The following is a 24,025-nucleotide window of genomic DNA, read 5'->3' as shown; positions in this document are numbered from 1 at the left end:
TTATTGCTTGGGGGCCGCGGTCGGTGCGGCGGCCGATGCCGTTGCCGCGGGAGCAGGGGCCTGGCCAGGCGGCTGCCATGGCACGGCCTTGACCGGCGTGCCCGGCGGCAGCATCTGCAGCTTCTGGAAGCCGTCGACCATGACCTGCTCGCCGGCCTTGAGGCCTTCGGTGACGATCCAGCGGTTGTTCTGGCCGGCCGTGATCTTGACCTGGCGCTTCTCCAGCTTGCCGCCCTCGCCGACCACCGTCAGCGTGTTGCCGCTCTCGCCGCGCGTGACGGCCTGCTGCGGCACCGCGATGGCGTTGCTGGCCTGGGCCTGCTCGATCTGCACGCGCACGTACAGGCCCGGCAACAGGTCGCCCTTGGGGTTGGGGACTTCGGCGCGCAGCGTGATCTGGCCCGTCGTCGAATCCACGGTCAGGTCGGAGAACAGCAGCTTGCCGGGCAGCGGGTAGGTGCTGCCGTCTTCCAGCACGATGCGCACGCTGGCGGCCTCGCCGTTGCCGGCGCGCTTGAGCGTGCCGGCTTCCATGGCGCGGCGCAGGCGCAGCGCATCGCTGGCCGACTGCGTGAAGTTCACATACATCGGGTTGATCTGTTGCACCACTGCGAGCGGCGTGGCCTCGCCCTGGCCCACCAGTGCGCCTTCGGTGACGAGCGCACGGCCGATGCGGCCGGAGATCGGCGCGGTCACGGCCGCATAGTCCAGGCTGATCTTGGCGGTCTGCACGGCCGCCTTGGCCACGGCCAGGTCGGCCTCGGCCTGCACGCGCGCGGCAACGGCGTCGGCGTAGTCCTGCTTGCTGATCGCGTTGGCGGCCACCAGCGGCTCGTAGCGCTTGGCCACCTCGGCGGTGCGCGTGACGGCGGCCTGGGCGCGCAGCACCTGGGCCTGCGAGCTTTGGTAGGTTGCCTGGTAGGGCGCCGAATCGATCGCGAACAGCGGCTGGCCGGCCTTCACGTCGCTGCCTTCCTTGAACAGGCGGCGCTGCAGGATGCCGGCGGCGCGCGCGCGCACCTCGGCCATGCGCGAGGCCTCCAGTCGGCCAGGAAGTTCGGTCACCAGGCCGATGTCGCCCGGCGTGGCCACCACGACGCCAACCTCCGGCGCGGGCATGCCGCCGCCGGCCTTGGCCGGTGCGCCCTCGGCCTTCTTGTCGCCCTGGCCGCAGGCAACCAGCAACACGGCCATGGCCAACACGATGGGCCGCAGCGGCGCCGCCGCGGCATTCAGGGAACCAAGACGCAACGCAGACATGCGATTCCTTCCTCAGACAACAACACAACGCCGCAACCGCCGCCGCTGCGGTGGCTCCGGTCTCTTTATTGGAAATGGGTGGGAGGTGGATCAGGCGTGGCCGGCTGGGCAAGTGCCGCCGGTTCCAACGCTCCCAAACGCCGGCGAGTGTAGCTTACTTACATACAATGATGAATGTATATTGCCCCCGCCGGGCACAACGGACTCTTGCCGAGGAGGAAATGGTGGCGCGCAGTACCAAGGAAGAAGCCCAGGCCACGCGGCACCGGTTGCTTGATGCGGCCGAGCGGCTGTTCCACCGCAACGGTGTCTCGCAGACCTCGCTGCAGCACATCGCCACCGAGGCCGGCGCCACGCGTGGCGCGATCTACTGGCACTTCAAGGACAAGGCGGACCTCTTCAACGCCATGATGGAGCGCGTCACGCTGCCGCTGGAGCAGTCGCTGCACCAGGCGGCAAGCAACGGTGCCGATCCGCTGGTGAGCCTGAAGGATTCGCTGCGCAACGCGCTGGTGCTCATGCGCGACGACCCGCAACTGCGCCGCGTGGTGGAGATCGCCGTGCACAAGGTCGAGTATGTGGATGAGATGCACGCCGTGCGCGAGCGGCATCTCAGCGTGCGCAACCAGTGCGTGGGCGACATCGGCCGCGCGCTGCGGTTGGCGGCGCGCCAGCGCGGATGTCGCCTGCGCCTGCCGGCCGCGGTGGCGGCAGCGGGCCTGCATGCCACCATCGACGGGCTGATCTTCAACTGGCTGCTCGACACCGCCGCCTTCGATCTGCCGACGCTGGGCGACCAGATGCTGGAGCTGCACCTGGTCGGCCTGGGCCTGCGGGAGCAGGGTGTGCGCAACAAGTGAAACAAGTCTCTGCGCGCCTGCAACCGCACTGAAACAGGGCCTTCCCACCATGGACAGCGATGCTGCCGCTCCCCCTGTCCGCCATGCAAACCCCCGGCCTGGGTCCGCCCCAGGACCCGGCGCGCCTGCGCCCGCCCCTGTCGGACCGCTGGACGCGCTACGACGCGCTCGTCTACCTGGAGGCGAACGACCTGGCCAGCAGCGAGGCGCATGCCTTCCTCGCCTACCGCGAGACCAGCCTCATGGGGGCTGGCTGGCGCGTGCGGGTGCGCTCGCGCCTGACGGCAGGCGGCGTGTTCGAACCCGCTGCCATGGCGCAGCAGGCCCAGGGCGCCACGGCGCGTGGCGAGCAGAGCTTCGTGTGGGGCTACCAGCGCCTGCCCCGCGCGGCGGACGCGCGCCACATCGAGTTCCGCGTGCACGTCGATGCCGGCCGGCCGGTGCGGCTGGAGCTGTACGCGCGGCTGCGCCAGGCCGACGGCAGCCCCGCATCGGCGCGCTCGGCCAGCTGTGACTGGCCGGCGGATCCGCCGGGCCCGTGAACCGGGCACATAGCCAACGGCCAAAGTCACCACTGACGCGTGGCTACAATGGCGCCCGGTCGCGGCTGTAGCTCAGTGGATAGAGTATTGGCCTCCGAAGCCAAGGGTCGTGGGTTCGATCCCCGCCAGCCGCACCAAGTCTTTCAGTTGTCCCCCGCCTCTTCGTCCCGCTGCGGCTTGAGCCGCAGGGCCTGCGCGTACAGCGCGTTGCGTGGCTGGCCTGTGATCTCGGCGGCCAGGCGCACGGCGGATTTCAGCGGCAGCTCGGGCAGCAGCAGCTTCAGCACACGCAGGTCCTCGACGGGCTCCACGCTGGCCGGCGCGGGATGGACGACCAAGGCGAACTCGCCGCGCGTGCGCGTGGCCTGCGCGGCCAGCCAGGCCGGCATCTCCTGCGCAGCAACCGTGGCGATCTCCTCGAACTGCTTGGTCAGCTCGCGCCCCACCGTCACGGGCCGCGCGCCGAGCGCCGCCAGCGCACGCGCCAGCGCCTCGATGCGGTGCGGCGCCTCCAGCAGCACCACGGCGCGTGGTTCGGCCGCCAGGGCCTGCACGGCGGCGTCGCGCTCGCCCGCCTTGCTTGGCAGGAAGCCCGTGAACACGAAGGCCGCGTCCTCGGCGATGCCGGCCACCGACAAGGCCGTGGTCACGCTGCTTGCGCCGGGCAGCGGCACCACGGCAAAGCCCGCCGCGCGCGCCGCCGCCACCAGCCGCGCGCCGGGGTCGCTCAGTGCGGGCGTGCCGGCGTCGCTGACATAGGCCACGCGCTGGCCCTGCGCCAGGCGCGCCAGCACGGCCTGGGCCGCCTCGGCCTCGTTGTGCTGGTGGGCCGCCAGCAGCTGCGCGCCGGGGCGGTCCAGCCCGTAGGCACGCAGCAGGCTCTGCGTGTGCCGCGTGTCCTCGCAGGCGACGGCATCGACCAGCTGCAGCACATGCAGCGCGCGCAGGCCGATGTCGGCCAGGTTGCCGATGGGCGTGGCGACGACGTAGAGTGCGGCCTGCGGGTAATGCTGGGCGGCTGCGGCCTCATGGGCGGCGCGCAGCGCCAAGGCGAAAGAAGCGCTCAATGGGATTCCTCTGGAAGGGTGCGGCCAGCGGGCCGACCACGAAACAGGCTGGCGACGCGGCCGAGGCCTTGGCGCTGGCGCATCTGCAGCGTGCCGGGTTGCGCCTTCTGGCGCGCAATTATCGGACGCCGGGCCGTGGCGGCGGCGAGATCGACCTCGTCATGCGCGCGCCCGACGGCACCGTGGTCTTCGTCGAGGTGCGCCGCCGTGCCAGCCTCTCGCACGGCGGTGCGGCGGCCAGCATCGGCGCCGTCAAGCGCCGGCGCATCGTGTTCGCGGCGCGCCATTACCTCGCGCGGCTGGCCACGCCGCCGCCGTGCCGCTTCGACGTGGTGGTGCTGGAGCCGGGTGGGCCCCAGTGGCTGCAGGCGGCCTTCGACGCGGACTGAAGCACGCGCAGGCAGCCCCCACCCCAGGGGCAGCAGGGAATACCGCAGGGGTATCATCACCGCCCCATGCTCGAGCAACGCATCCAACAGCATTTCATCGACAGCGCCGACCTGAAGTACCAGTCGGCCGAGGCACTGAGCAAGCCGATCGCGGCGGCGGTGCAGGCCATCCTTGTCAGTGTGACGAGTGGCGGCAAGGTGCTCGCCTGCGGCAACGGCGGCTCGGCCGCCGATGCCCAGCATTTCGCGGCCGAGTTCGTCGGCCGCTTCGAGCGCGAGCGGCCTGAATTGGGCGCCATCGCGCTGACCACCGACAGCTCCATCCTCACGGCGATCGCCAACGACTATTCGTACGAGCAGGTCTTCGCGCGCCAGGTGCGCGCGCTCGGCCTGGCCGGCGACGTCTTGCTGGCCATCTCCACCAGCGGCAATTCGCCCAGCATCCTGGCGGCCGTCGAGGCCGCGCATGCGCGCGAGATGACGGTGGTGGCGCTGACGGGCCGCGGCGGCGGCAAGATGGCCGGCGCGCTGCGCGAGACCGATGTGCATGTCTGCGTGCCACACGACCGTACCGCCCGCATCCAGGAGGTGCATCTGCTGACGCTGCACTGCCTGTGCGATGGCGTGGACTCCCAATTGCTAGGTGACCAGGAAACAAGTCTATGAAAGTGAGTTCCAAGCGCGTCGTGCTGATGTCGCTGGCGGCGGCCACGCTGGTGGCCAGTCTGTCGGCCTGTGTGCCGCTGGTGGTCGGTGGCGGTTTCGCCAGCGGCGTGCTGGTGGCCATGGACCGCCGCACCTCGGGCGCCCAGCTGGAAGACCAGGGCATCGAGCTGCGCGGCAGCAACAGGCTGAAGGAAGCCCTGGGCGATAACGCGCGCGTCAGCGTCACCAGCTACAACCGCCAGGTGCTGCTGACCGGCGAGGTGCCGCGCACCGAGGACATCCAGCGTGCCGAGCAGATCATCGCCAAGGTGGAGAACGTGGGCTCCGTGGTGAACGACCTGGCCGTGGGCATTCCGGCGGCGCTCACGCAGCGATCCACCGACCTTCTGATCACGAGCAAGGTCAAGGCCTCGCTGATCGATGCCAAGGACCTGCAGGCCAATGCCTTCAAGGTCGTGACCGAGCGCAACGTGGTCTACCTGATGGGCCGCGTGACCCAGCGTGAAGCCAACCGCGCGACCGAGATCGCGCGCGGCGTGAAGGACGTGGCCAAGGTTGTGCGCGTGTTCGAGACGCTGACCGAGGAAGAGCTGGCCCGCCTGGGCCAGCAGCCACCGGCGAAGTAAGCCGGCCGGCTCGGACAAAGCAGGGCGCCGCGTGGCGCCCTGTTTCATTTCAACCGTGTGATCAGGCTGGAGGTGTCGTAGCGGTTGCCGCCGGCCTGCTGCACGTCGGCGTAGAACTGGTCCACCAGCGCCGTGACGGGCAGCCGCGCGCCGTTGCGCTTGGCCTCGTCCAGCACCAGGCCCAGGTCTTTGCGCATCCAATCCACCGCGAAGCCGAAGTCGAACTTTCCCTCGACCATGGTCTTGCCGCGGTTCTCCATCTGCCAGCTCTGGGCCGCGCCCTTGCTGATCACGGCCAGCACCTGGCCCATGTCCAGCCCGGCGCGCTGGCCGAAGGCGATGGCTTCGGACAGCCCCTGCACGAGGCCGGCGATGCAGATCTGGTTGACCATCTTGGCCAGCTGGCCCGAACCGCTGTCGCCCAGCAGCACGATGGAGCGCGAGAAGGCCTGCGCCACCGGCTCGATGCGGGCGAAGGGCTCGGCGTCGCCGCCGCACATCACGGTCAGCATGCCGTTCTGCGCGCCGGCCTGGCCGCCGGAGACCGGCGCGTCGACGAAGTGCAGGCCGGCCTCGCGCGCCTTGCCGTGCAGTTCACGCGCCACGTCGGCCGAAGCCGTGGTGTGGTCCACGAACACCGTGTCCTTGTCCATGCCGGCGAAGGCGCCGTTCGGGCCCAGCACCACGGAGCGCAGGTCGTCGTCGTTGCCGACGCAGCAGAACACGATGTCGGCGCCGGCCGCGGCCTCGCGCGGCGTGGCAGCGGTCTTGCCCTGGAACTCGCCGGCCCAGGCCTGGGCCTTGGCCGCGGAGCGGTTGTAGACCGTGACTTGGTGGCCGGCCAGGGCCAGGTGGCCGGCCATGGGAAAGCCCATCACGCCCAGGCCCAGGAAGGCCACGTTGCGTGCAGGAAGTTCGGTGTAGCTGCGCGGATTGGTGGAAGCCATGCGGATTCTTTTCTCCAGAGTGGACCGGCGATTCTAGGAAGCCGCTGGCGCATAGTGCGCCACACCCTCGCCGAACGACCAGTTCTCGCGCGCGGTCTCGACCAGGTGGATGACCACGTCCGCCGCGGCGAAGCCGGCTTGCGCGGCGTTCTGCACGATGCGCGCATACAGCGCGCGCTTGTGCGCGGGCGTGCGGCCGAACGAGCAGGTGACCTGCACCAGCGCCACGCGCGCGGAGTGCGCCACACCCAGGTAGGACGGCGTGCAGACCAGCGCGCCCGGCGCATGGCGTGCGAGCACCTGGAAGCGGTCGTCGGGCGGCACCTCGAAGGTCGCCACCAGGGCCTGGTGGACGGCATCGCCGAGCGCTTGCGCGTCCTGCGGCGAGACGGTGTCGGGAAGGTCGATGCGGACGAAGGGCATGAGGGTTCTCCTGTGATCCCGTGACGGGCCCGCCACTGTGCGCGGCGCGCGCCGCCGCCGAAACGCCTGCGCGTTCACAATGCTTGTGCATGGCGCGCACAAGCATGGACCAGCTCGGCTTCGATGACTTCGAACTGTTCGACCGGATCGCGGCAACGCGCTCGCTCTCCGAGGTCGCGCGCGAGCGCGGCGTGGCCAGCAGCAACGTCTCGCGCGCGCTGGGCCGCATCGAGGCCGCCTGCGGCCTGCGCCTGGCCCACCGCAGCACGCATGGCCTGGCGCTCACCGACGAGGGCGAGCTGTTCCTCGAGCATGCGCAGCGCATGCTGGCCGAGCGCCGCGCGCTGCAGGCCAGCCTGGGGCCGCGCCGCACGGCCGTCACGGGCCTGCTCCGGCTCGCGCTGAGCCGGTTGCTGGCCGAGTACATCGTGGTGCCCAGCCTGCCGGCACTGCGCGCCGCCCATCCGGGCCTGCAGGTCGAGCTGCACCTGGGCGACCGCCTGGCCCGCATGGCCGACGAAGGCATCGACATCGCCGTGCGTGCCGGCGTGGCACCTGCCGGCCACCACGTGGTGCGGCCGCTCGCGCGCTACGGCCGCCGGCTCTACGCCGCACCGGCCTACCTCGCGCAGCATGGCGCGCCGCGCAGCGTGGCCGAGCTGGCCGCGCATGCGCTGGTCGGCAACACCGCGGTGCCGGGCCACAACCTGTGGTCCTTCCACGGACCGGATGGGCCCGCCAGCCTGCCCGTGCAGGGCCAGCTGCGGGCCGATTGCAGTGCGGCGGTCGTGGGGCTGGCGCTGGCCGGCGCGGGCATCGCCAGCCTGAACGACCTGGTGGCCGAGCCGCTGGTGCGCCAGGGCCGGCTGCAGCCCGTGCTGGCGCACAGCGTGGCCCCTGGCGAGCACAGCATCCAGGCCGTGGTGCTGGCCGAGCGGCACCGCGCGCCACGCATCCGCGCCATGCTGGCGCACCTGCAGGCCGTGTTCGCGCCGGGCTAGAGGATCGTCAGGTTCTCGGTGCCCGCGGCCAGGTCGTTGCTGCGCGCACGCTGGCTGTTGAGCTTGATCTGCAGCCGCAGGTCGTTCAGCGAATCGGCGTTGCGCAGCGCGTCTTCGTACGTGATCAGGTAGCTCTCGAAGGCGTCGAACAAGGCCTGGTCGAAGGTCTGCATGCCCAGGTTGCGGCTCTTCTTCATGACCTCCTTGATCTCGGCCACCTCGCCCTTGAAGATCAGGTCGGCGATCAGCGGCGAGTTCAGCAGCACCTCCACCGCGGCGATGCGGCCCTTGCCGTCCTGGCGCGGCACCAGGCGCTGCGAGACGATGGCCTTGAGGTTCAGCGACAGGTCCATCAGCAGCTGCGCGCGCCGTTCCTCCGGAAAGAAGTTGACGATGCGGTCCATCGCCTGGTTGGAGCTGTTGGCGTGCAGCGTGGCCAGGCACAGGTGGCCGGTCTCGGCGAAGGCGACGGCCTGGTCCATGGTGCTGCGGTCGCGGATCTCGCCCATCAGGATCACGTCCGGCGCCTGGCGCAGCGAGTTCTTGAGCGCCGCTTCCCAGCTCTCCGTGTCGATGCCCACCTCGCGCTGCGTCACCACGCAGTTCTTGTGCGGGTGCACGAACTCGACCGGGTCCTCGATGGTGATGATGTGGCCGTGCGAATGCTCGTTGCGCCAGTCCACCATCGCCGCCAGCGTGGTCGACTTGCCCGAGCCGGTGGCGCCCACCATGATGCACAGGCCGCGCTTGGTCATCGCGATGTCCTTGAGCACCGTGGGCACGCTGAGGCCGTCCAGCGTGGGCACCGTGGCCGGGATCACGCGCAGCACCAGGCCGACCTTGCCCTGCTGCAGGAACGCGTTCACGCGGAAGCGGCCGATGCCGCCGGGCGAGATCGAGAAGTTGCACTCCTTGGTGCGCTCGAACTCGGCCGCCTGCTTGTCGTTCATGATGGCGCGCGCCAGCGCCATCGTGTGGGCCGGCAGCAGCGGCTGGGCCGAGACCTTGACGATCTTGCCGTCGACCTTGATGCCGGGCGGGAACTCGGCCGTGACGAACAGGTCGCTGCCGCCGCGGGTGACCAGCAGCCGCAGCAGGTCGCTGATGAACTTACTGGCCTGGTCGCGTTCCATACGGATGTTCCTGGTTCGGGCGGTCGCTCAGGCGTGCATTGACGGCACGCAGTCGCAACGATAGCTTGCGCGCCAGCAGGGCGATCAGCGCCGCCGCCAGCCGCGGGTCGCTGCGCATCATCTCATCCATGCCTTCCGCGGGCAGTGCGGCGATCTCGCAGTCGCTCAAGGTGGTGCAGGCGGAGAAACGCTGGCCGCTGTCCAGCAGCGACATCTCGCCCAGGATGTCGCCCGGCCGGCTCTCGGCCAGCCGCAGCAGTTCGCCCCAGGGTTGGCGCCGGTCCACCGCGATGCTGCCCTGGAGCAGCACCACCATGAAGTTGCCGAACTCGTGCTGGTGGATGACGATCCGGCCGCTGCCGACCCGCACGAAGCGGAAGAAGCGCTCCATCTGCGCGACGTCCTGCGCGTCCAGCCGCGACATGTTGCGGTCGCGTGCCCACAGGGACTGCAGCGTGGCCACGGCCGTGCCGGAGGGAATGCTGCGCGCCCCGACCTCGGCGGCCCGCGTTTCCCAGGGCACCATCACCGCCTCTTCGCTGCCCAGGCCATGCGCCGCCGCGGCGAACAGCCCCGGCTCGGCGCCGGCGGGCGGGCGGCCGGTTGCCAGCGATGCGCCGCGCAGGGAACCGAACCAGCTACGCATGACGGCCGTTCCCGCGCTGTGGCGTCATCCGGGGAAGTTCTCGGGCGTCTTCGCCTTGCCGCGCGCCTCGGCCGGCGAGATCACGTTGCGCCGCACCAGGTCGGTCAGGTTCTGGTCCAGCGTCTGCATGCCGGCGGCCTGGCTGGTCTGGATGGTGGAGTACATCTGCGCCACCTTGGCCTCGCGGATCAGGTTGCGGATGGCGGGCGTGCCCAGCATGATCTCGTGCGCCGCCACGCGGCCCTGGCCGTCCTTGGTCTTGCACAGGGTCTGCGAGATCACCGCCTGCAGCGATTCGGACAGCATGGCCCGCACCATCTCCTTCTCCTCGGCCGGGAACACGTCGATGATCCGGTCGATCGTCTTGGCCGCGCTGGAGGTGTGCAGCGTGCCGAACACCAGGTGGCCGGTCTCCGCCGCGGTCATGGCCAGGCGGATGGTCTCCAGGTCGCGCAATTCGCCCACCAGGATCGCGTCCGGGTCCTCGCGCAGCGCCGACCGCAGTGCGGCCGCGAACGACAGCGTGTGCGGACCCACCTCGCGCTGGTTGACCAGGCACTTCTTGGACTCGTGCACGAACTCGATCGGGTCCTCGATCGTCAGCACGTGGCCGTACTCGCTCTCGTTGAGGTGGTTCACCATGCCGGCCAGCGTGGTCGACTTGCCCGAGCCGGTGGGCCCCGTCACCAGCACCAGGCCGCGCGGCTTGAGTGCCAGTTCGCCGAAGATGCGCGGCGCGTTGAGCTGCTCCAGCGTCAGGATCTTCGAAGGAATCGTGCGCAGCACCGCACCGGCGCCGCGGTTGTGGTTGAAGGCGTTGACCCGGAAGCGCGACAGGCCCTCGATCTCGAACGAGAAGTCGATCTCCAGGAACTCCTCGAAGTGCTTGCGCTGGCTGTCGCTCATGATGTCGTACACCATGCCATGCACCGTCTTGTGGTCCAGCGGATCCACGTTGATGCGGCGCACGTCGCCGTGCACGCGGATCATCGGCGGCAGGCCGGCAGACAGGTGCAGATCCGAAGCCTTGTTCTTGACCGTAAAGGCCAGCAGCTGGGTGATGTCCACGGGAGTCCTTGCGGGATTTGGTACGCTTGCTTAACGAATTATGACGAGCATACGTAACAATCTCCAGCAAGTGCGTGACCGCATCGCCACAGCCTGCGCGCAGGCCGGGCGGCCTGCGGACAGCGTGCAGCTGCTGGCCGTCTCCAAGACCATGCCGCTGGCCAACGTGCTGGACGCCATGGCGGGTGGCCAGGTCGCCTTCGGCGAGAACTACGTGCAGGAAGGCGTCCAGAAGATCGAGGCGCTGCGCGCCTGGGAGGCCGAGGGTGGCCGCCCGGCGCAGGTGGTGTGGCACCTGATCGGGCCGCTGCAGAGCAACAAGACCCGGGTGGTCGCCGCCCACTTCGACTGGGTGCACAGCGTGGACCGGCTCAAGATCGCCGAGCGGCTGGCCGAGCAGCGGCCGGCCGAACTGGCGCCGCTGCAGGTCTGCATCCAGGTCAACATCGACGGCGGGGCCAGCAAGTCCGGCGTCGCGCCCGAGGAGGCGCTGGCGCTGGCGCGCGCGGTGGCGGCCTTGCCGCGGCTGGTGCTGCGCGGGCTGATGACCATTCCCGAGCCCGTGGCCGGCTTCGCCGCGCAGCGTGCCGTGCATGCGCGCGCGCGGGCCCTGTTCGAGCAGGTGCGCACGGCCGGCATCGGCGGGCCCGCTTTCGACACCTTGTCGATGGGCATGACGGCCGACCTGGAGGCCGCCATCGACGCGGGCAGCACGCTGGTGCGCGTGGGCACCGCGATCTTCGGCGCGCGCTGAGCCCCTCCGGCCTGCCGGTTCAGTGCGCCGGCAGCACGATGGCCACGCGCCGGTTTTGCTGCCGTTGTTCGGGCGTGCGGTTGTCGCCCATGGGCGCGGCCTCGCCCAGGCCAATGGCCTGCATCTGCGCGCCGCGCAGCCCGGCCGCCACCATGGCGCGCAGCACGGCCTGCGCGCGCCGCAGCGACAGCGCCTGGTTGTAGGCATGTCCGCCGGTGCTGTCGGTGTGGCCCTCGACGCGCACGCGCGCGATGTCCAGCAGGGCCAGCTGGCGCCCGAGCTGCTCGGCCGTGGCCTGGGTTTCGGCGTCCAGCGCGTCGGAGTCGCTGCCGAACAGCAGCCGGCCGGTGATGGACAGCTCCCAGCCCTCGTCGGTGGCGTGAAAGCCCAGCGCCCGCAGCTGCGCGTCCCGGCTGGGCGCCGATGCAGGCGCGGGGGCCGGCGCGGGAGCGGGCGGCGGCGGTGCGGCGCAGGCCGCCAGCAGCCAGGTGCTGCCCCATGCGGCGCCGAGCAGCCAGGCACGGCGGGGGGCGATTCGATGCAGTTCCATCACAACTCCGGGACGTCGCTCACGACGTGGGCGCCTTCGAACAGGCAACTGGTGCCGCGGCCCCTCTTCTTGGCTTCGTACATGGCACGGTCGGCCGCGCGCAACAGCTGGTCGGCGGTCTGTCCGTGCTGGGGATACAGGGCAATGCCGATGCTGACCGACGGCACGATGCGCTCGTGCCGCTCGGACAGCGGCACGGCCACGGCGGCATTGATCTTGTCGGCGATGCGCAGGGCGTCCTGCGGCTGGTGTACCGGGGCCAGCAGCACCGCGAATTCGTCGCCGCCCAGCCGCGCCACGATGTCGCCCTCGCGCAGCTGCGCGCGGATGCGCGCGGCCACCTCGACCAGCAGCAGGTCGCCGATGGCGTGGCCATGGTGGTCGTTGATCTGCTTGAAGTGGTCGTTGTCCATGTACAGCACGGCGATGTTGCCGCCCTGCACTTGCGCGTCCTGCAGGACCCGGCCCAGCCGGCGGCTGAAGTAGGCGCGGTTGTGCAGGCCGGTCAGGCTGTCGTGGTTGGCCAGGTGCGTCAGCGAGCGGTTCTCCTGCGCCAGCTGGGCCTGCTGCGTCTCGATCTCGACCAGCAGCGCATTGAAGTCCTCGCCCAGCGCGTGGAACTCGGCGATCCCCGAGGCCGGCGCGCGCTGCATGGTGCTGCGCTGCGCGCGGGCCTGGTGGGTCATGGCGATCAGGGCTTGCACCGGCTCCACGATGTCGCGCTGGATGCGCCGCGACAGCAGGCGCAGGCCCAGCCCGGCGAACACCAGGCACAGCGCGATGCCGGCCGAGGCGGTGGCCAGGAAGCGCGCGAACACCGCACCGTCGCCGCGCAGCCGCACCTCGCCGATCGTGCGGCCACGGTCCAGCACGGGGGCGACGGTCGGGGCCGGCATCAGCAGGCGGCCCAGCGGCTCGCCGGCGGCCTCCAGCAGCTCGCCGGCCTTCTGCGCGTCAGGGCGAACGTAGCGCGCCAGCACGTGGCCGGCCTGGTCGCGCAGCTCGGCCTCGCGCAGCGATTCGCGCTGGGCGATGACCGCCAGCTGCTCCATGACGGCCACCCGGTCGTTGAACACCACGGCCGCCTCGACCGAGTAGGCGATGGAGCGCGCCACCAGTTCCAGGTGGTTGTTGGCGTAGGTGCGCAGCGCCAGCACGGCCGCCAGCAACAAGGCCAGGCCGACGGCGGCCATGCTGATGCTGGCCACCCGCACGTGGGCGCTCCGCAGGGTGTGCAGCAGGCTGCGGCGCACGGGTTCGGTGCCGCCGGCCTGCGGTGCGCGCGGTCGTTCGTTCATGGCTTGCGCTCCTGGCCCAGGCGCAGCACCTGCGGGTGGATGCGCACCTTGCCGCGGGCCAGCGCATCGAGGTTGATCTCGAAGCGCACGGGCACGCCGGCGGGGTCGATATCCAGCCGCACCATGCCGTTGGCCAGGCATGGGCTGGAGCGCTCGCACAGCGTCAGCACGGGCTGGCCCTCCAGTTCCTGCGCAAGCTGCTGCCATTGGGGCGTGTCGAGCGCACCGATGTACAGCGCGTCGCATTGCGCAGACACGGGCCGCGCGGGATCGGGCCGCAGCAGCAGCACGGGGCCGCCCGGCCAGGCGATGCCCTGTTGCCGAAGGCGCTCGGCATGGGGGCTGGTACCCACGAAGCACACGCGCAAGGGGTCGGGGGCCACCGGCCAGCGCGTGTAGGCCAGCACACGCGTCACGGTCTCGCGCAGGTCCAGTCCGGCGTGCTGCCCCGTGGCCGGCGCGGCCAGGCCGAGCGCCAGCAGCACGCACAGGGCCAGGCCGGCCGGCCGGCGGCGTCGCGAAGACAAGGCGGCGTAGGGGCCGGACAACATGGCGGGTGGATGGGCGCTTTGCGCGCCCCGGCGAAAGCGGCGGGCGATGCTAACAGCCGCCGCTGACGCCGGCCTGTCGCTGCCGCCGCCGGTCTGGCTCAACTCTTGTACTTGATCGTGCAGCCGTAGGGCTGTGTCTGCGCCTGGCTGATGGGCTTGCCGGCCAGCGTTTCGTTCAAGCCCTGGCGCACGTAATTGGTGGCGGCCTGGATGTCGCTGGCGCGGGCCGAGGCGATGGAGTCGATGCCGCCGGCGTACACCAGCGTGCCCTGCGGGTTGACGATGTACATGTGCGGCGTGGTGCGCGCGCCGTAGGCCTTGCCCACCGTGCCTTCCTCGTCCATCAACGTGGCCGTAGGCGCGCCGGACTTGCCCTGTATCCAGCCGGCCAGCGCGCGCGGCGCCAGGTAGTCGGACGCGGCCTTCTCGGTCGAGTTGACGGCCAGCCAGACCACGTCCTTGCCCGTGAACTCCTTTTGCAGGCCGGGCATGTTGGCGCTGTCGTAGTGCTTGCGCACGAAGGGGCAGCCCGGGTTGGTCCATTCCAGCACCACGGTCTTGCCCTTGAACTCGGCCAGCGTGCGCGTCTTGCCGCTGGTGTCGGTCAGCGTGAAGGCGGGGGCGGGCTGGCCGACGGCGGCGGCCGCCTGTACGGTGCCCGCCAGCAGCGTGGCGCAGGCGGCGAGCGACAGCAGAGCGGCGCGGCGCTGCACGCGGGGGCGGAGGGTTCGGATCGGGGATGGCATCGGATCGGCTCCTTCGGTGTGGATCAAGGAATGGCTTCGCGCTGCGGTGCCGGGCACCTGGGGGCGGCGCCGGCGGCGCTCACAGGGTCGCGATGGCCGCGCGCAGTTCGGCCACGCTCAGGATCTCGGACAGCACCACCGGCGCGCTGCCCTGGCGGTACAGCACGTAGACCGGCACGCCGCTGCGGCCCAGCGCGCGCAGCGCGGCCGTGATGGCCGGGTCGCGCCGCGTCCAGTCGGCCGTGAGCAGCTGCACGTTCTTGGTCTGCAGGTCGGACAGCACGCTCTTGTCGGCCAGCGCCGTGCGCTTGTTGTACTGGCAGGTCACGCACCAGGCGGCCGTGAAGTCCACGAACACGGGCCGGCCCTGTGCCAGCGCCTGCTGGACCTGCTCGGGCGCCCAGGGCTGCCAGCGCGCACCGGCCTGCGCCACGGGTGCGGCCTCCACCGGCCGCAGCACAGCCGGGCCGAACAGCCCCAGCATGCCGGCGGCCAGCCCCAGTGCCAGCGCACCCATGACCAGGCGCGCGCGCCCGGCCAGGCCCAGTGCCCAGACCACGGCGGCCAGCGCCACGAGCAGCAGCAGCAGCGCGGCGGCGCCGTCGATGCCGGTCTGCTGGCCCAGCACCCAGACCAGCCAGGCCACGGTGGCGAACATCGGGAAGGCCATGCAGCGGCGGAACACGTCCATCCAAGGGCCTGGCCGCGGCAGCCAGCGCACCGCGGCCGGCACCAGGCTGGCCAGCAGGAAGGGCAGGGCCATGCCCAGGCCCAGCACCGCGAACACCAGCAGGGCCTGGGCCGTCGGCAGGCCCACGGCCAAGCCCATGGAGGCGCCCATGAACGGCGCCGTGCAGGGCGAGGCGATGGCCACGGCGAGCACGCCGGACAGGAAGGCGTCCGCCGTGGGGTTGCGCGCCTGCGCCGAGGCCAGCCGCGAGGGCAGCAGCTGGCCGAACTCGAACAGCCCCGCCAGGTTCAACCCCAGCAGCGTGAACAGCACGGCCAGCGCCGCCACCACGCCGGGCGACTGCAGCTGAAAGCCCCAGCCCAGCTGCTCACCGGCCGCGCGCAGGCCCAGCAGCAGGCCGGCCAGCGCCACGAACGAGAGCACCACGCCGGCGCTGTAGGCCAGGCCGTGCACGCGCAGCGCACGCTGTTGGCCGGCGTGGCGCGCAAAGCCCAGCATCTTGATGGCCAGCACCGGAAACACGCAGGGCATGAAGTTCAGGATCAGCCCGCCCAGCAGCGCACCGGCCAGCGCGGCGATGAGTCCGATGGGCCGGCCCGCGTCGACCGGCGTGGCCGTGGCGTTGGCCTCCAGCGCGGCCGTCAGCGCCGGGGAGACGGTGGCCACGGCCGCGCCCTGCGGCCAGGGGCCGGCCACCGCGGCTTCGGCACGCCAGGCCTGGCGGTTGCCGTCGGCGCCCAGCGCCAGCACCACGGGCATCCGCTCCGGGCTCTGGCTGCGCTGGGCCGACAGCGGCACGCGCGCGGTCCAGACCGCGCCGTCCCAGGCCTGCGTCCAGGCGCCTGCGGTCTCGATCACTTCGGCCGTTTCGGGGAAGAACTCCAGTGTCTTGCCCTGCAGCGTGGCGGGCAGGCCGCGCACCGAAACGGCCAGCGTCTTGCCGTCGACGATCTCCGCCGTGCTGCCCGCGGGCAGCGCCTGCGGATGGGCGGCGGCCGCCGCATCGAATGCAGCCTGGTGCAGGGCCGTGGCGCCCTGCACGGGCAGGTCCAGCGTGAACTCGCCTTCCTCAGGGATGCATTCCTTGCGGCAGACCAGCCAGGACGCGCTGAGCTTGACCTGCATCTGCCCGCCCGTGGCCTGGAAACCGGGGCCCACGGTCAGTGGCACGGGCAGCAGCACGGTGTTCTCGTAGCCGTAGTTGGCCAGCGGGCCGATCGGGATCTTGTGCGGCACGGGCCAGGCGATGTCGCCGGCCTGCACGCCGGCCGGCAGCTGCCAGCGCAGTTCGGTCGGCAGGCCCGAATCCCCTGGGTTCTTCCAGTAGGTGTGCCACTCGGGCTTGTGCGTGATCGACAGCCCGACCCAGACCGGCTGGCCCGGCGCCACGCCCTGGGGCGCCAGCGCCACGAGCTCGGCCCGCACCTGGGGCGTGGTCACCACGGCGGCGTCGGCCAGCGCCGCCGGCGCGGCCACGGCGGCGCTGGCGGCCAGCAGCAGGGCAAGGGCGGTGTGGGCGGGGCGTGGTGGCATGGACATCGGGCGCTGGCGCCCATGGGAGCGGCCACCGCCCGCAAAGTTCCACCGCATCATGCGGCGAAGCCCAGCACCACGCGGCGCGCCATGGCGCCCTTCTTCTCGATCTTGGTGACGACCACGGCGCCGATCTCGGCCGTGTTGGCCACGTGCGTGCCGCCGCAGGGCTGCAGGTCGATGAGCCCGTCGGCGCCGATCCGGATGGTGCGCACGGCGCCCGTGCCGCGCGGCGGCGAGACCGACATGCTCTTGACCAGCGACGGGTTGGCGTCCAGCTCGGCCTCGGCGATCTCGCCCACCGTGACCGGCAGCGCGGCGCCCACCAGGCGCGCAATGCCGGCGCTGAGCAGCGCCTTGTCCAGCGGCTGATCGGTATGGAAGTCCAGCCGCGCCGCGTCTGCCGTGATCGCGCAGCCGTTGACCGGCTGCGCCACGAGGTGGCACAGCAGGTGGGTGGTGGTGTGAAAGCGCATCAGGCGGTGCCGGCGCTCCCAGTCGATCTCGGCCGTCACGGGCGTGCCGGCTGTGCAGCGGGCCAGCAGCGCGTCCTGCCCGGGCGCGGGCACATGGCAGATGGCGGCGGTGGGCCGGCCCTCTGCGTCCTTGCCCTTGCGCGTGTCGGCCACGCCCAGGCGCTGGCCGTCCGCCAGCACCAGCCAGCCGGTGTCGCCGGCCTGGCCGCCGCCCAGCGGATAGAACACCGTGCGGTCAAGCACGATGCCTTCGGGGCCGGCAGAGAGGATGGTGGCGCTGGCCTGGCGCAGGCGGGCGTCCTGGCGGAAGAGATCCTGGGTCATCTTGCGGAGTGGCGGTGGTGCAGGCAGGGCCGCCATTGTCGGCGGGTCGGCGGGTCGGCGCGGAGCCGCAGGCCGGCGGCGACGGAGCGAGCGCAGCCGCTGCCAGGCTCACTCGACCTTGGCGCCGGAGGCCTTGACCATCGCGCCGGAGCTCTCCCAATCGGCGCGCAGCAGCTTCTGGAAGGCGTCCGGCGTCATCGCTGCGGACTCCACGCCCAGACGCGCCAGCCGTTCCTGCACGGCGGGGTCGGCCAGCGTCTTCTGCAGGGCGGTGTCGATCTTGTCGAGTTCGGCGCGTGGCAGCGCGGCCGGTGCCAGCAGGCCGATCCACGAATCGAAGCTGTAGCCCGGCAGGCCGCTCTCGGCCGCGGTGGGCAGGTCCGGCAGGAAGCGCGAGCGCTGCTTGCCCGTGTAGGCGATGAACTTCACGCGCGCGTCGTCCCGGTAGCCCATCACGCCGATCAGCGAAGAGGTGACGGCCTGCACGCGCCCGGCCAGCACCTCGTTGACCGCGTCGCCCGTGGACTTCATCGGGATGTGCTGCATGTCCAGCCCGGCCATGGCGACGAAGGAGGCCATGCCCAGGTGGGTGGCGCTGCCATTGCCGGCCGAGGCGTAGTTGAAGGCTCCGGGCCGGGCCTTCACGGCAGCGATGAACTCGCGCGTGTTGGCCGCGCCCAGTGCCGCGCTGGCGACGATGGCATAGCCCGAATTGCCGATGTAGCCCACGCCGACGAAGTCCTTCAGCGGGTCGTAGTCGAGCTTCTTGTACAGGTGGCCGACGATGTGGTGGCTGGCCGCGGCCAGCACCAGCGTGTTGCCGTCGGGCGCGGACCTGGCCACGTACGACGAGCCCACGCTGCCGCCGGCGCCGGCACGGTTCTCCACGATCACGCTGGCGCCCAGCGCCTGGCCGAGTTCGGTATTGATGGCGCGGGCGATGGTGTCCTGCACCGCGCCCGTGCCGAAGGGCACGACGATGCGCACCACGCGCTGCGCCTGCGCCGGCAGCGCGGCGGACAACAGGCCGGCAGCCAGCAGGGGCAGCAGCAGGCGCGGGAGGGTGGGGCGGAACATGGGGCGACTCCTGTGGTGGGGAAACTGCAGGCCCAGCAAGAACGGCGCCAGCGGCTCAGCGCGGCGTGGCGAGCCAGCGCTCGGCCAGGCGCACGAAGTAGCTCGCGCCGACCGGGATGATGTCGTCGTTGAAGTCGAACGAGGTGTTGTGGATGATGCACGGCCCCGGGCCGTGGCCGGCCATGCGGTGGTCGCCGTCGCCGTTGCCCAGGAAGGCGTAGCAGCCGGGGCGTTCCATGAGCATGTGCGCGAAGTCCTCGGCGCCGAGCACGCCGGGCAGGTTCTCGTCGACCAGTGCGTCGCCCACGATCTCGCGCATGACCTCGGCCGCGAAGCGCGCCTCGGCCGGGTGGTTCACGACCGGTGGCGAGGCACGCCGGAACATCACCTCGGCCGTGCATTCGTGGGCCTGGGCGATGTGCCCGGCCAGGTGGCGCAGGCGCGCCTCGATCTTGTCCAGCGCATCGACCGAGAAGGTGCGCACCGTGCCGCCGACCCAGGCGGTGTCCGGGATGACGTTGGGCGCATCCGAGCCCTGGATCTGCGTGACGGCCAGCAGCGCGCGCTCGGTGCTGGGGATGGTGCGCGCCACCAGGCTGCGCAGCGCCTGCGCGATCTCCAGCACGGCGCCCACCGGGTCCAGCCCCGTGTGCGGCATGGAAGCGTGCGTGCCGCGCCCGCGCACCGTGATGCGCCAGGTGTTGCTGGACGCCATCAGCGCGCCGTGGTTCAGCGCGAAGTTGCCGACGCGGCCGAGGTTGAAGTTGTGCAGCGCGAACACCGCGTCGCAGGGGAAGCGCTCGAACAGGCCTTCGTCGATCATCTTGCGCGCACCGGCCTTGCCCATCTCCTCGGCCGGCTGAAAGATGAAGTGCACCGTGCCGGCGAAGTCGCGCCGCTGCGCCAGCTGCCAGGCCGCTGCCAGCAGCATGGTGGTGTGGCCGTCGTGGCCGCAGGCGTGCATGCGGCCATCGTGCCGGGAGCGGTGGTCGAAGCCGTTGACCTCCTGCAGCGGCAGCGCGTCCATGTCGGCGCGCAGGCCGATGGTCTTGCCGTTGTCGGGCCAGCTGCCGCGCAGCACGCCGACCAGGCCGGTGCCGGCGATGCCGCGGTGCACCTCGATGCCCCATTCGGCCAGCAGGCCGGCCACGATTTCGCTGGTACGGTGCTCCTCGAAGCCGAGCTCGGGGTGGGCGTGGATGTCGCGCCGCAGCGTGCGGAAGCGGCCGGTGTCGGCAAAGGCATCGAGGATGGGCATGGGGCTCAGAACTCCAGGTTGTCGATCAGGCGCGTGTTGCCCAACCGGGCCGCGGCGACGACCACCCGCGGCGCATCGGCAGACGTGGCCGGCAGCAGGTCGGTGCGCTGGCGCACGGCCACGTAGTCGGGCGCCCAGCCGCGTGCACGCAGAGCCTGCACGGCGGCCTGTTCGGCCGCCTCGGTGGCACCAGGGTCGGCGCGCACGGCGTCCGCCACGGCGCGAAGCTGCGCATGCAGGGCCGTGGCTTCGCTCCGCTCGGCCGCGCCCAGGTAGCCGTTGCGCGAAGACAGCGCCAGGCCGTCGTCGGCGCGCACGGTCTCGACACCGGTGATGGCGATCGGCAGCGCGAAGTCGCGCACCATGCCTTCGATCACGCGCAGCTGCTGGTAGTCCTTCTTGCCGAACAGCGCCGCGCCCGGCTGCACGATCTGGAACAGCTTCATGACCACGGTGCACACGCCGGTGAAGAAGCCGGGCCGGAAGTGCCCTTCCAGGATGTCGGCCAGCGCCGCCGGCGGCGCCACCTTGTAGGCCTGGGGTGCGGGGTACATCTCGGCCTCGTCGGGGGCGAAGACGATGTCGCAGCCGGCGCCGGCCAGCAATTCGCTGTCGCGCGCCAGCGTGCGCGGGTAGCGGTCGAAGTCCTCGTGCGGTGCGAACTGCAGGCGGTTCACGAAGACGCTGGCGACCACCGGGCGCCCGCTGGCCTTGGCCTGGCGCACCAGGGCCAGGTGGCCTTCGTGCAGGTTGCCCATGGTCGGCACGAAGGCCGGGCGCGGGCCGGTCTCCAGGGCCTGGCGCAGTTCGGTGATGTGGTGCACGACGTGCATGCGGTCGGTCTCCTTGTCGCAGAAAAGTCGGAAGTGTGCCTGCAGTGCCGGACGCCTCAGGCCGAAGCGGCGGGCAGGGGCAGGGCAGTCTTGTAGCGCACCTGCTTGAGCGCGAAGCTCGAACGGATCTTTTCGATGCCCGGGATGGGCGTGAGCTGCTCCAGGATGAAGCGTTCCAGCGCCGCGATGTCGGCCACGGCCACGCGCATGAGGTAGTCGCTGTCGCCGGTCATGAGGTAGCACTCCATCACCTCGTCGTGCAGCGCGATGCGTTGCTCGAAATCGGCCAGCGCCTGCTTGCTCTGCCGCGTGAGGCTGATCGAGATGAACACGTTGAGCCCCAGGCCCAGCGCGGCCGGGGCGGCGAGCGCCACATAGCCCGTGATGATGCCGGCGGCCTGCAGCGCCTTCACGCGCGCCAGACAGGGCGAGGGCGACAGGTGCACACGCCGCGCGAGCTCCACGTTGGAGAGCGCGCCGTCGCGCTGCAATTCGTCCAGGATGCGCAGATCGGTTGCATCCAGTTTCATCCCATGCCTCCGTTTTCAAGTTTGACGGCATTTTGTGCTGCTTGATGGCATTGCGCCATGCATCTCGGCAACATGTTCGGCGTGTTTGCACCTAGAGTGCAGAGATCTTCGACTCGCATGCCTTCTTGCCATGAATGCACCCCACCCATTGGTCCAACTGCTGCAGGTGCCCGCTGCGGGCGACGCCGATCCGCTGGAAACGCAGGAATGGCGCGATGCCTTCGCCGCGCTGCTGGCCTCTGGCGGCCCGGAGCGCGCCCGCTTCATGCTGGACGAACTGGCACGCGTGGCGCGCGCCCAGCGCATCGGCTGGAAGCCCGAGCTGTCCACGCCCTACGCCAACACCATCGGGGTGGAGCAGCAGCCCGTGTTCCCGGGCGACCTGGCCATCGAGGAGCGGCTGGCCTCGCTGATGCGCTGGAACGCGCTGGCCATGGTGGTGCGCGCCAACCAGGCCGAATTGGGCGGGTCGAGCGAGCTGGGCGGCCACATCGCCAGCTATGCCAGCGCCGCCGATCTGTTCGAGGTGGGCTTCAACCACTTCTTTCACGGCCGCCAGGGCCTGGAGGATGGGCAGCACCGCGGCGACCTGGTGTTCTTCCAGCCGCACAGCGCGCCGGGCGTCTACGCGCGTGCGTTCCTCGAAGGCCGGCTGGACGAGGCCGATTTGATGCACTACCGCCAGGAGATCGCCGCGTCCGAGGCCGGCGCGCGGGGCCTGTCGAGCTACCCGCATCCCTGGCTGATGCCGGATTTCTGGCAGTTCCCGACCGGATCGATGGGCATCGGGCCGATCAGCTCGATCTACCACGCGCGCTTCATGCGCTACCTCACGCACCGCAACCTCCTGGACTGCACGCACCGCAAGGTCTGGGGTGTGTTCGGCGACGGCGAGATGGACGAGCCCGAGTCCATGAGCGCGCTGACGCTGGCCGCGCGCGAGAAACTGGACAACCTGGTCTGGGTCGTCAACTGCAACCTGCAGCGGCTGGACGGCCCTGTGCGGGGCAACGGCCGCATCATCGACGAGCTCGAGCAACTCTTCGCCGGCGCCGGCTGGAACGTGGTCAAGCTGGTCTGGGGCAGCGACTGGGACGGGCTGTTTGCGCGCGACCAGCAGGGCGCCCTGCTGCGCGCCTTCGCCCACACCGTGGACGGCCAGATGCAGACCTTCGCGGCAAAGGACGGGCGTTACAACCGCGAGCACTTCTTCGGCCAGGACGAGGCCTTGCAGCGCCTGGCCCAGGGCATGACCGACGAGCAGATCGACCGCCTGCGCCGGGGTGGCCACGACCTCGTGAAGATCCACGCGGCCTACGCGGCCGCCGCCGCCCACCGCGGCCAGCCGACCGTGGTGCTGGCCCACACCAAGAAGGGCTACGGCATGGGCGCGGCCGGCCAGGGCCGCATGACCACGCATTCGCAGAAGAAGCTGGACGAAACCGACCTGATCGCGTTCCGCAACCGCTTCGACCTGCCGCTCACCGACGAGCAGGCGACCTCGCTGGCCTTCCACAAGCCGGCCGAGAACAGCCCGGAGATGGCCTACCTGCGCGAGCGACGCGCAGCGCTGGGCGGCTACCTGCCGCGCCGCGAGACCGTTTGCGAGACGCCGCCGGTTCCGGCGCTGGCCAGCTACGCGCAGTTCGCGCTGGCCGCCGACGGCAAGGAGATGAGCACCACCATGGCCTTCGTGCGTCTCTTGGGCCAGTTGCTCAAGGACCCGCAGCTGGGGCCCCGCATCGTGCCCATCGTGGCCGACGAGGCGCGCACCTTCGGGATGGCCAACCTGTTCAAGCAGGTGGGCATCTACAGCAGCGTGGGCCAGCGCTACGCGCCCGAGGACATCGGCTCGGTGCTGTCCTACCGCGAGGCGCTGGACGGGCAGATCCTCGAAGAAGGCATCAGCGAGGCCGGTGCCATCGCCAGCTGGACGGCCGCGGCCACCAGCTACAGCGTGCACGGCCTGGCCATGCTGCCGTTCTACATCTACTACTCGATGTTCGGCTTCCAGCGCGTGGGCGATGCGATCTGGGCCGCGGCAGACCAACGTGCGCGCGGCTTTTTGCTGGGCGCAACCTCAGGCCGGACCACGCTGGGCGGCGAGGGCCTGCAGCACCAGGACGGCAGCAGCCACCTGGTGGCGGCCACCATCCCCAACTGCAAGGCCTACGACCCGGCATTCGCCGGTGAAATGGCCGTGATCGTGGATGCTGGCATGCGCGAGATGCTGGTGGAGCAGCAGGACGTCTTCTACTACGTCACGCTCATGAACGAGAACTACGCCCAGCCCAGCCTGCCTGGCGGAGCGGCCGAAGGCGTGGTGCGTGGCGGCTACCGCTTCGGCATCTATGGCCCGCAGCACGGACGGCGCGTGACACTGCTGGGGTCGGGCGCGATCCTGACCGAGGTCATCAAGGCTGCAGAACAACTCGCCACCGAGGGTATCGGCAGCGAGGTGCTGAGCATCACCAGTTGGAGCGAGCTGGAGCGCGGAGCGCGGTCTGGCGGAACACACCTGGCAGAGCTGCTGTCCGGCAACGGCCCGATCGTGGCCGCGAGCGACTATGTGCGCGCCGTGCCTGAAAGCCTGCGCGCCTCCGTGCCCTCGGGCCGCGCGTACCGGACGCTGGGCACCGATGGCTTTGGCCGCAGCGATACGCGGGCGGCACTTCGGCGTTTCTTCCACGTGGATTCGGCTGCGATTGCCGAAGCTGCGCGCAGCGCGCTGCAGGCATAAAAAAACCCCGCCGAGGCGGGGTTTCGAAAAAACGAG

25 protein-coding genes and 1 tRNA gene are annotated in these 24,025 nt (G+C 70.8%); 9 read left to right on the top strand and 17 right to left on the bottom strand.

Translation table 11 applies throughout. From position 1 onward, the window contains the following. On the bottom strand, positions 1-1,260 hold the full coding sequence (locus tag ASF44_RS22135) for an efflux RND transporter periplasmic adaptor subunit (RefSeq protein WP_056901405.1): 1,260 nt from the start codon (positions 1,258-1,260) through the stop codon (positions 1-3). A 221-nt stretch (positions 1,261-1,481) separates the two neighbouring features. Between ASF44_RS22135 and ASF44_RS22130 the strand changes: the two genes are divergently transcribed. The 3 genes from ASF44_RS22130 (at position 1,482) to ASF44_RS22120 (ending at position 2,799) form a co-directional block, all read left to right on the top strand. Beyond that, positions 1,482-2,120, top strand: a complete 639-nt coding sequence (locus ASF44_RS22130) for a TetR family transcriptional regulator (protein ID WP_082524967.1) — start codon at positions 1,482-1,484, stop codon at positions 2,118-2,120. Positions 2,121-2,203: 83 nt separating this feature from the next. Further along, the gene (locus ASF44_RS22125) at positions 2,204-2,662 is read left to right on the top strand and encodes a hypothetical protein (RefSeq protein ID WP_156374630.1); all 459 of its coding nucleotides are present in this window, start codon (positions 2,204-2,206) and stop codon (positions 2,660-2,662) included. Positions 2,663-2,723: 61 nt separating this feature from the next. Continuing rightward, positions 2,724-2,799: transfer RNA gene (locus ASF44_RS22120), tRNA-Arg, on the top strand. Between the two features lie 6 nt (positions 2,800-2,805). On the opposite strand, the gene rsmI is transcribed toward ASF44_RS22120, so the two are convergent. After that, positions 2,806-3,729, bottom strand: a complete 924-nt coding sequence (rsmI, locus tag ASF44_RS22115; RefSeq protein WP_056901403.1) for a 16S rRNA (cytidine(1402)-2'-O)-methyltransferase — start codon at positions 3,727-3,729, stop codon at positions 2,806-2,808. Between rsmI and ASF44_RS22110 the strand changes: the two genes are divergently transcribed. The 3 genes from ASF44_RS22110 (at position 3,729) to ASF44_RS22100 (ending at position 5,410) form a co-directional block, all read left to right on the top strand. Next, positions 3,729-4,118, top strand: coding sequence for a YraN family protein (locus ASF44_RS22110; RefSeq protein WP_056901402.1), 390 nt, complete (start codon positions 3,729-3,731; stop codon positions 4,116-4,118). The genes rsmI and ASF44_RS22110 overlap by 1 nt on opposite strands. A 66-nt stretch (positions 4,119-4,184) precedes the next feature. Continuing rightward, positions 4,185-4,784: a phosphoheptose isomerase gene (locus ASF44_RS22105; protein ID WP_056663774.1), complete on the top strand. Its 600-nt coding sequence runs from the start codon at positions 4,185-4,187 to the stop codon at positions 4,782-4,784. After that, a complete protein-coding gene (locus ASF44_RS22100) occupies positions 4,781-5,410 on the top strand; it encodes a BON domain-containing protein (RefSeq protein ID WP_056901401.1) in 630 nt (209 codons plus the stop codon). Before ASF44_RS22105 ends, ASF44_RS22100 begins: the two co-directional genes overlap by 4 nt. Positions 5,411-5,454: 44 nt before the next feature. On the opposite strand, the gene ASF44_RS22095 is transcribed toward ASF44_RS22100, so the two are convergent. Continuing rightward, a complete protein-coding gene (locus tag ASF44_RS22095; protein WP_056901400.1) occupies positions 5,455-6,357 on the bottom strand; it encodes an NAD(P)-dependent oxidoreductase in 903 nt (300 codons plus the stop codon). Between the two features lie 33 nt (positions 6,358-6,390). Next, complete coding sequence (locus ASF44_RS22090; RefSeq protein WP_056901399.1) at positions 6,391-6,780, bottom strand: tautomerase family protein; 390 nt, start codon at positions 6,778-6,780, stop codon at positions 6,391-6,393. A gap of 89 nt (positions 6,781-6,869) precedes the next feature. Here ASF44_RS22090 and ASF44_RS22085 point away from each other — a divergent pair, with 89 nt between their 5' ends. Continuing rightward, positions 6,870-7,781 carry a LysR family transcriptional regulator gene (locus ASF44_RS22085; RefSeq protein WP_082524966.1) on the top strand — a complete coding sequence of 304 codons (912 nt, stop codon included), beginning with the start codon at positions 6,870-6,872 and terminating at the stop codon, positions 7,779-7,781. Here the strand turns inward: ASF44_RS22085 and ASF44_RS22080 are convergent. Genes ASF44_RS22080 through ASF44_RS22070 form a run of 3 tightly spaced genes read right to left on the bottom strand, consistent with a single transcriptional unit; the run spans position 7,778 to position 10,628 of the window. Beyond that, on the bottom strand, positions 7,778-8,914 hold the full coding sequence (locus ASF44_RS22080) for a PilT/PilU family type 4a pilus ATPase (RefSeq protein WP_056901397.1): 1,137 nt from the start codon (positions 8,912-8,914) through the stop codon (positions 7,778-7,780). The two genes, ASF44_RS22085 and ASF44_RS22080, sit on opposite strands and share 4 nt — an antisense overlap. After that, positions 8,892-9,560 (bottom strand): cyclic nucleotide-binding domain-containing protein, encoded by a 669-nt coding sequence (locus tag ASF44_RS22075; protein ID WP_056901396.1) that lies wholly within the window; start codon positions 9,558-9,560, stop codon positions 8,892-8,894. Before ASF44_RS22075 ends, ASF44_RS22080 begins: the two co-directional genes overlap by 23 nt. A 24-nt stretch (positions 9,561-9,584) precedes the next feature. Then, positions 9,585-10,628 carry a type IV pilus twitching motility protein PilT gene (locus ASF44_RS22070; RefSeq protein WP_056663793.1) on the bottom strand — a complete coding sequence of 348 codons (1,044 nt, stop codon included), beginning with the start codon at positions 10,626-10,628 and terminating at the stop codon, positions 9,585-9,587. Positions 10,629-10,668: 40 nt separating this feature from the next. Between ASF44_RS22070 and ASF44_RS22065 the strand changes: the two genes are divergently transcribed. Then, complete coding sequence (locus tag ASF44_RS22065) at positions 10,669-11,382, top strand: YggS family pyridoxal phosphate-dependent enzyme (RefSeq protein ID WP_056901395.1); 714 nt, start codon at positions 10,669-10,671, stop codon at positions 11,380-11,382. Between the two features lie 19 nt (positions 11,383-11,401). Here the strand turns inward: ASF44_RS22065 and ASF44_RS22060 are convergent, their stop codons facing one another. From ASF44_RS22060 to ASF44_RS22015, 10 genes are all read right to left on the bottom strand, one after another. Further along, complete coding sequence (locus tag ASF44_RS22060; protein WP_056901394.1) at positions 11,402-11,932, bottom strand: OmpA family protein; 531 nt, start codon at positions 11,930-11,932, stop codon at positions 11,402-11,404. Further along, positions 11,932-13,230, bottom strand: a complete 1,299-nt coding sequence (locus ASF44_RS22055) for a diguanylate cyclase domain-containing protein (protein WP_056901393.1) — start codon at positions 13,228-13,230, stop codon at positions 11,932-11,934. Before ASF44_RS22055 ends, ASF44_RS22060 begins: the two co-directional genes overlap by 1 nt. Beyond that, positions 13,227-13,781, bottom strand: a complete 555-nt coding sequence (locus tag ASF44_RS22050; protein ID WP_056901392.1) for a YfiR family protein — start codon at positions 13,779-13,781, stop codon at positions 13,227-13,229. The genes ASF44_RS22055 and ASF44_RS22050 overlap by 4 nt, the downstream gene beginning before the upstream one ends. Before the next feature lie 98 nt (positions 13,782-13,879). After that, positions 13,880-14,527, bottom strand: a complete 648-nt coding sequence (locus ASF44_RS22045; protein WP_056901391.1) for a thioredoxin family protein — start codon at positions 14,525-14,527, stop codon at positions 13,880-13,882. Positions 14,528-14,606: 79 nt separating this feature from the next. Next, on the bottom strand, positions 14,607-16,751 hold the full coding sequence (locus ASF44_RS22040; RefSeq protein ID WP_082524973.1) for a protein-disulfide reductase DsbD: 2,145 nt from the start codon (positions 16,749-16,751) through the stop codon (positions 14,607-14,609). A gap of 56 nt (positions 16,752-16,807) precedes the next feature. Next, the gene (locus ASF44_RS22035; protein WP_056901390.1) at positions 16,808-17,551 is read right to left on the bottom strand and encodes an alanyl-tRNA editing protein; all 744 of its coding nucleotides are present in this window, start codon (positions 17,549-17,551) and stop codon (positions 16,808-16,810) included. A gap of 108 nt (positions 17,552-17,659) precedes the next feature. Continuing rightward, positions 17,660-18,628: a tripartite tricarboxylate transporter substrate binding protein gene (locus ASF44_RS22030; protein WP_056901389.1), complete on the bottom strand. Its 969-nt coding sequence runs from the start codon at positions 18,626-18,628 to the stop codon at positions 17,660-17,662. Positions 18,629-18,683: 55 nt separating this feature from the next. After that, positions 18,684-19,886 (bottom strand): M20 aminoacylase family protein, encoded by a 1,203-nt coding sequence (locus ASF44_RS22025; RefSeq protein WP_056901388.1) that lies wholly within the window; start codon positions 19,884-19,886, stop codon positions 18,684-18,686. Positions 19,887-19,891: 5 nt separating this feature from the next. After that, positions 19,892-20,719, bottom strand: a complete 828-nt coding sequence (panC, locus tag ASF44_RS22020; protein ID WP_056901387.1) for a pantoate--beta-alanine ligase — start codon at positions 20,717-20,719, stop codon at positions 19,892-19,894. A 56-nt stretch (positions 20,720-20,775) separates the two neighbouring features. Further along, positions 20,776-21,249 (bottom strand): Lrp/AsnC family transcriptional regulator, encoded by a 474-nt coding sequence (locus ASF44_RS22015; RefSeq protein ID WP_056901386.1) that lies wholly within the window; start codon positions 21,247-21,249, stop codon positions 20,776-20,778. A gap of 130 nt (positions 21,250-21,379) precedes the next feature. Here ASF44_RS22015 and mdeB point away from each other — a divergent pair, with 130 nt between their 5' ends. Continuing rightward, positions 21,380-23,989 carry an alpha-ketoglutarate dehydrogenase gene (mdeB, locus tag ASF44_RS22010; RefSeq protein ID WP_056901385.1) on the top strand — a complete coding sequence of 870 codons (2,610 nt, stop codon included), beginning with the start codon at positions 21,380-21,382 and terminating at the stop codon, positions 23,987-23,989. Positions 23,990-24,025 lie beyond the last annotated feature (36 nt).

This window comes from Pseudorhodoferax sp. Leaf274, assembly GCF_001422445.1.
Classification (GTDB): domain Bacteria; phylum Pseudomonadota; class Gammaproteobacteria; order Burkholderiales; family Burkholderiaceae_C; genus Pseudorhodoferax.
Note: the sequence above shows the minus strand (reverse complement) of the source record. Positions and strands in the feature narration are given on the sequence as shown.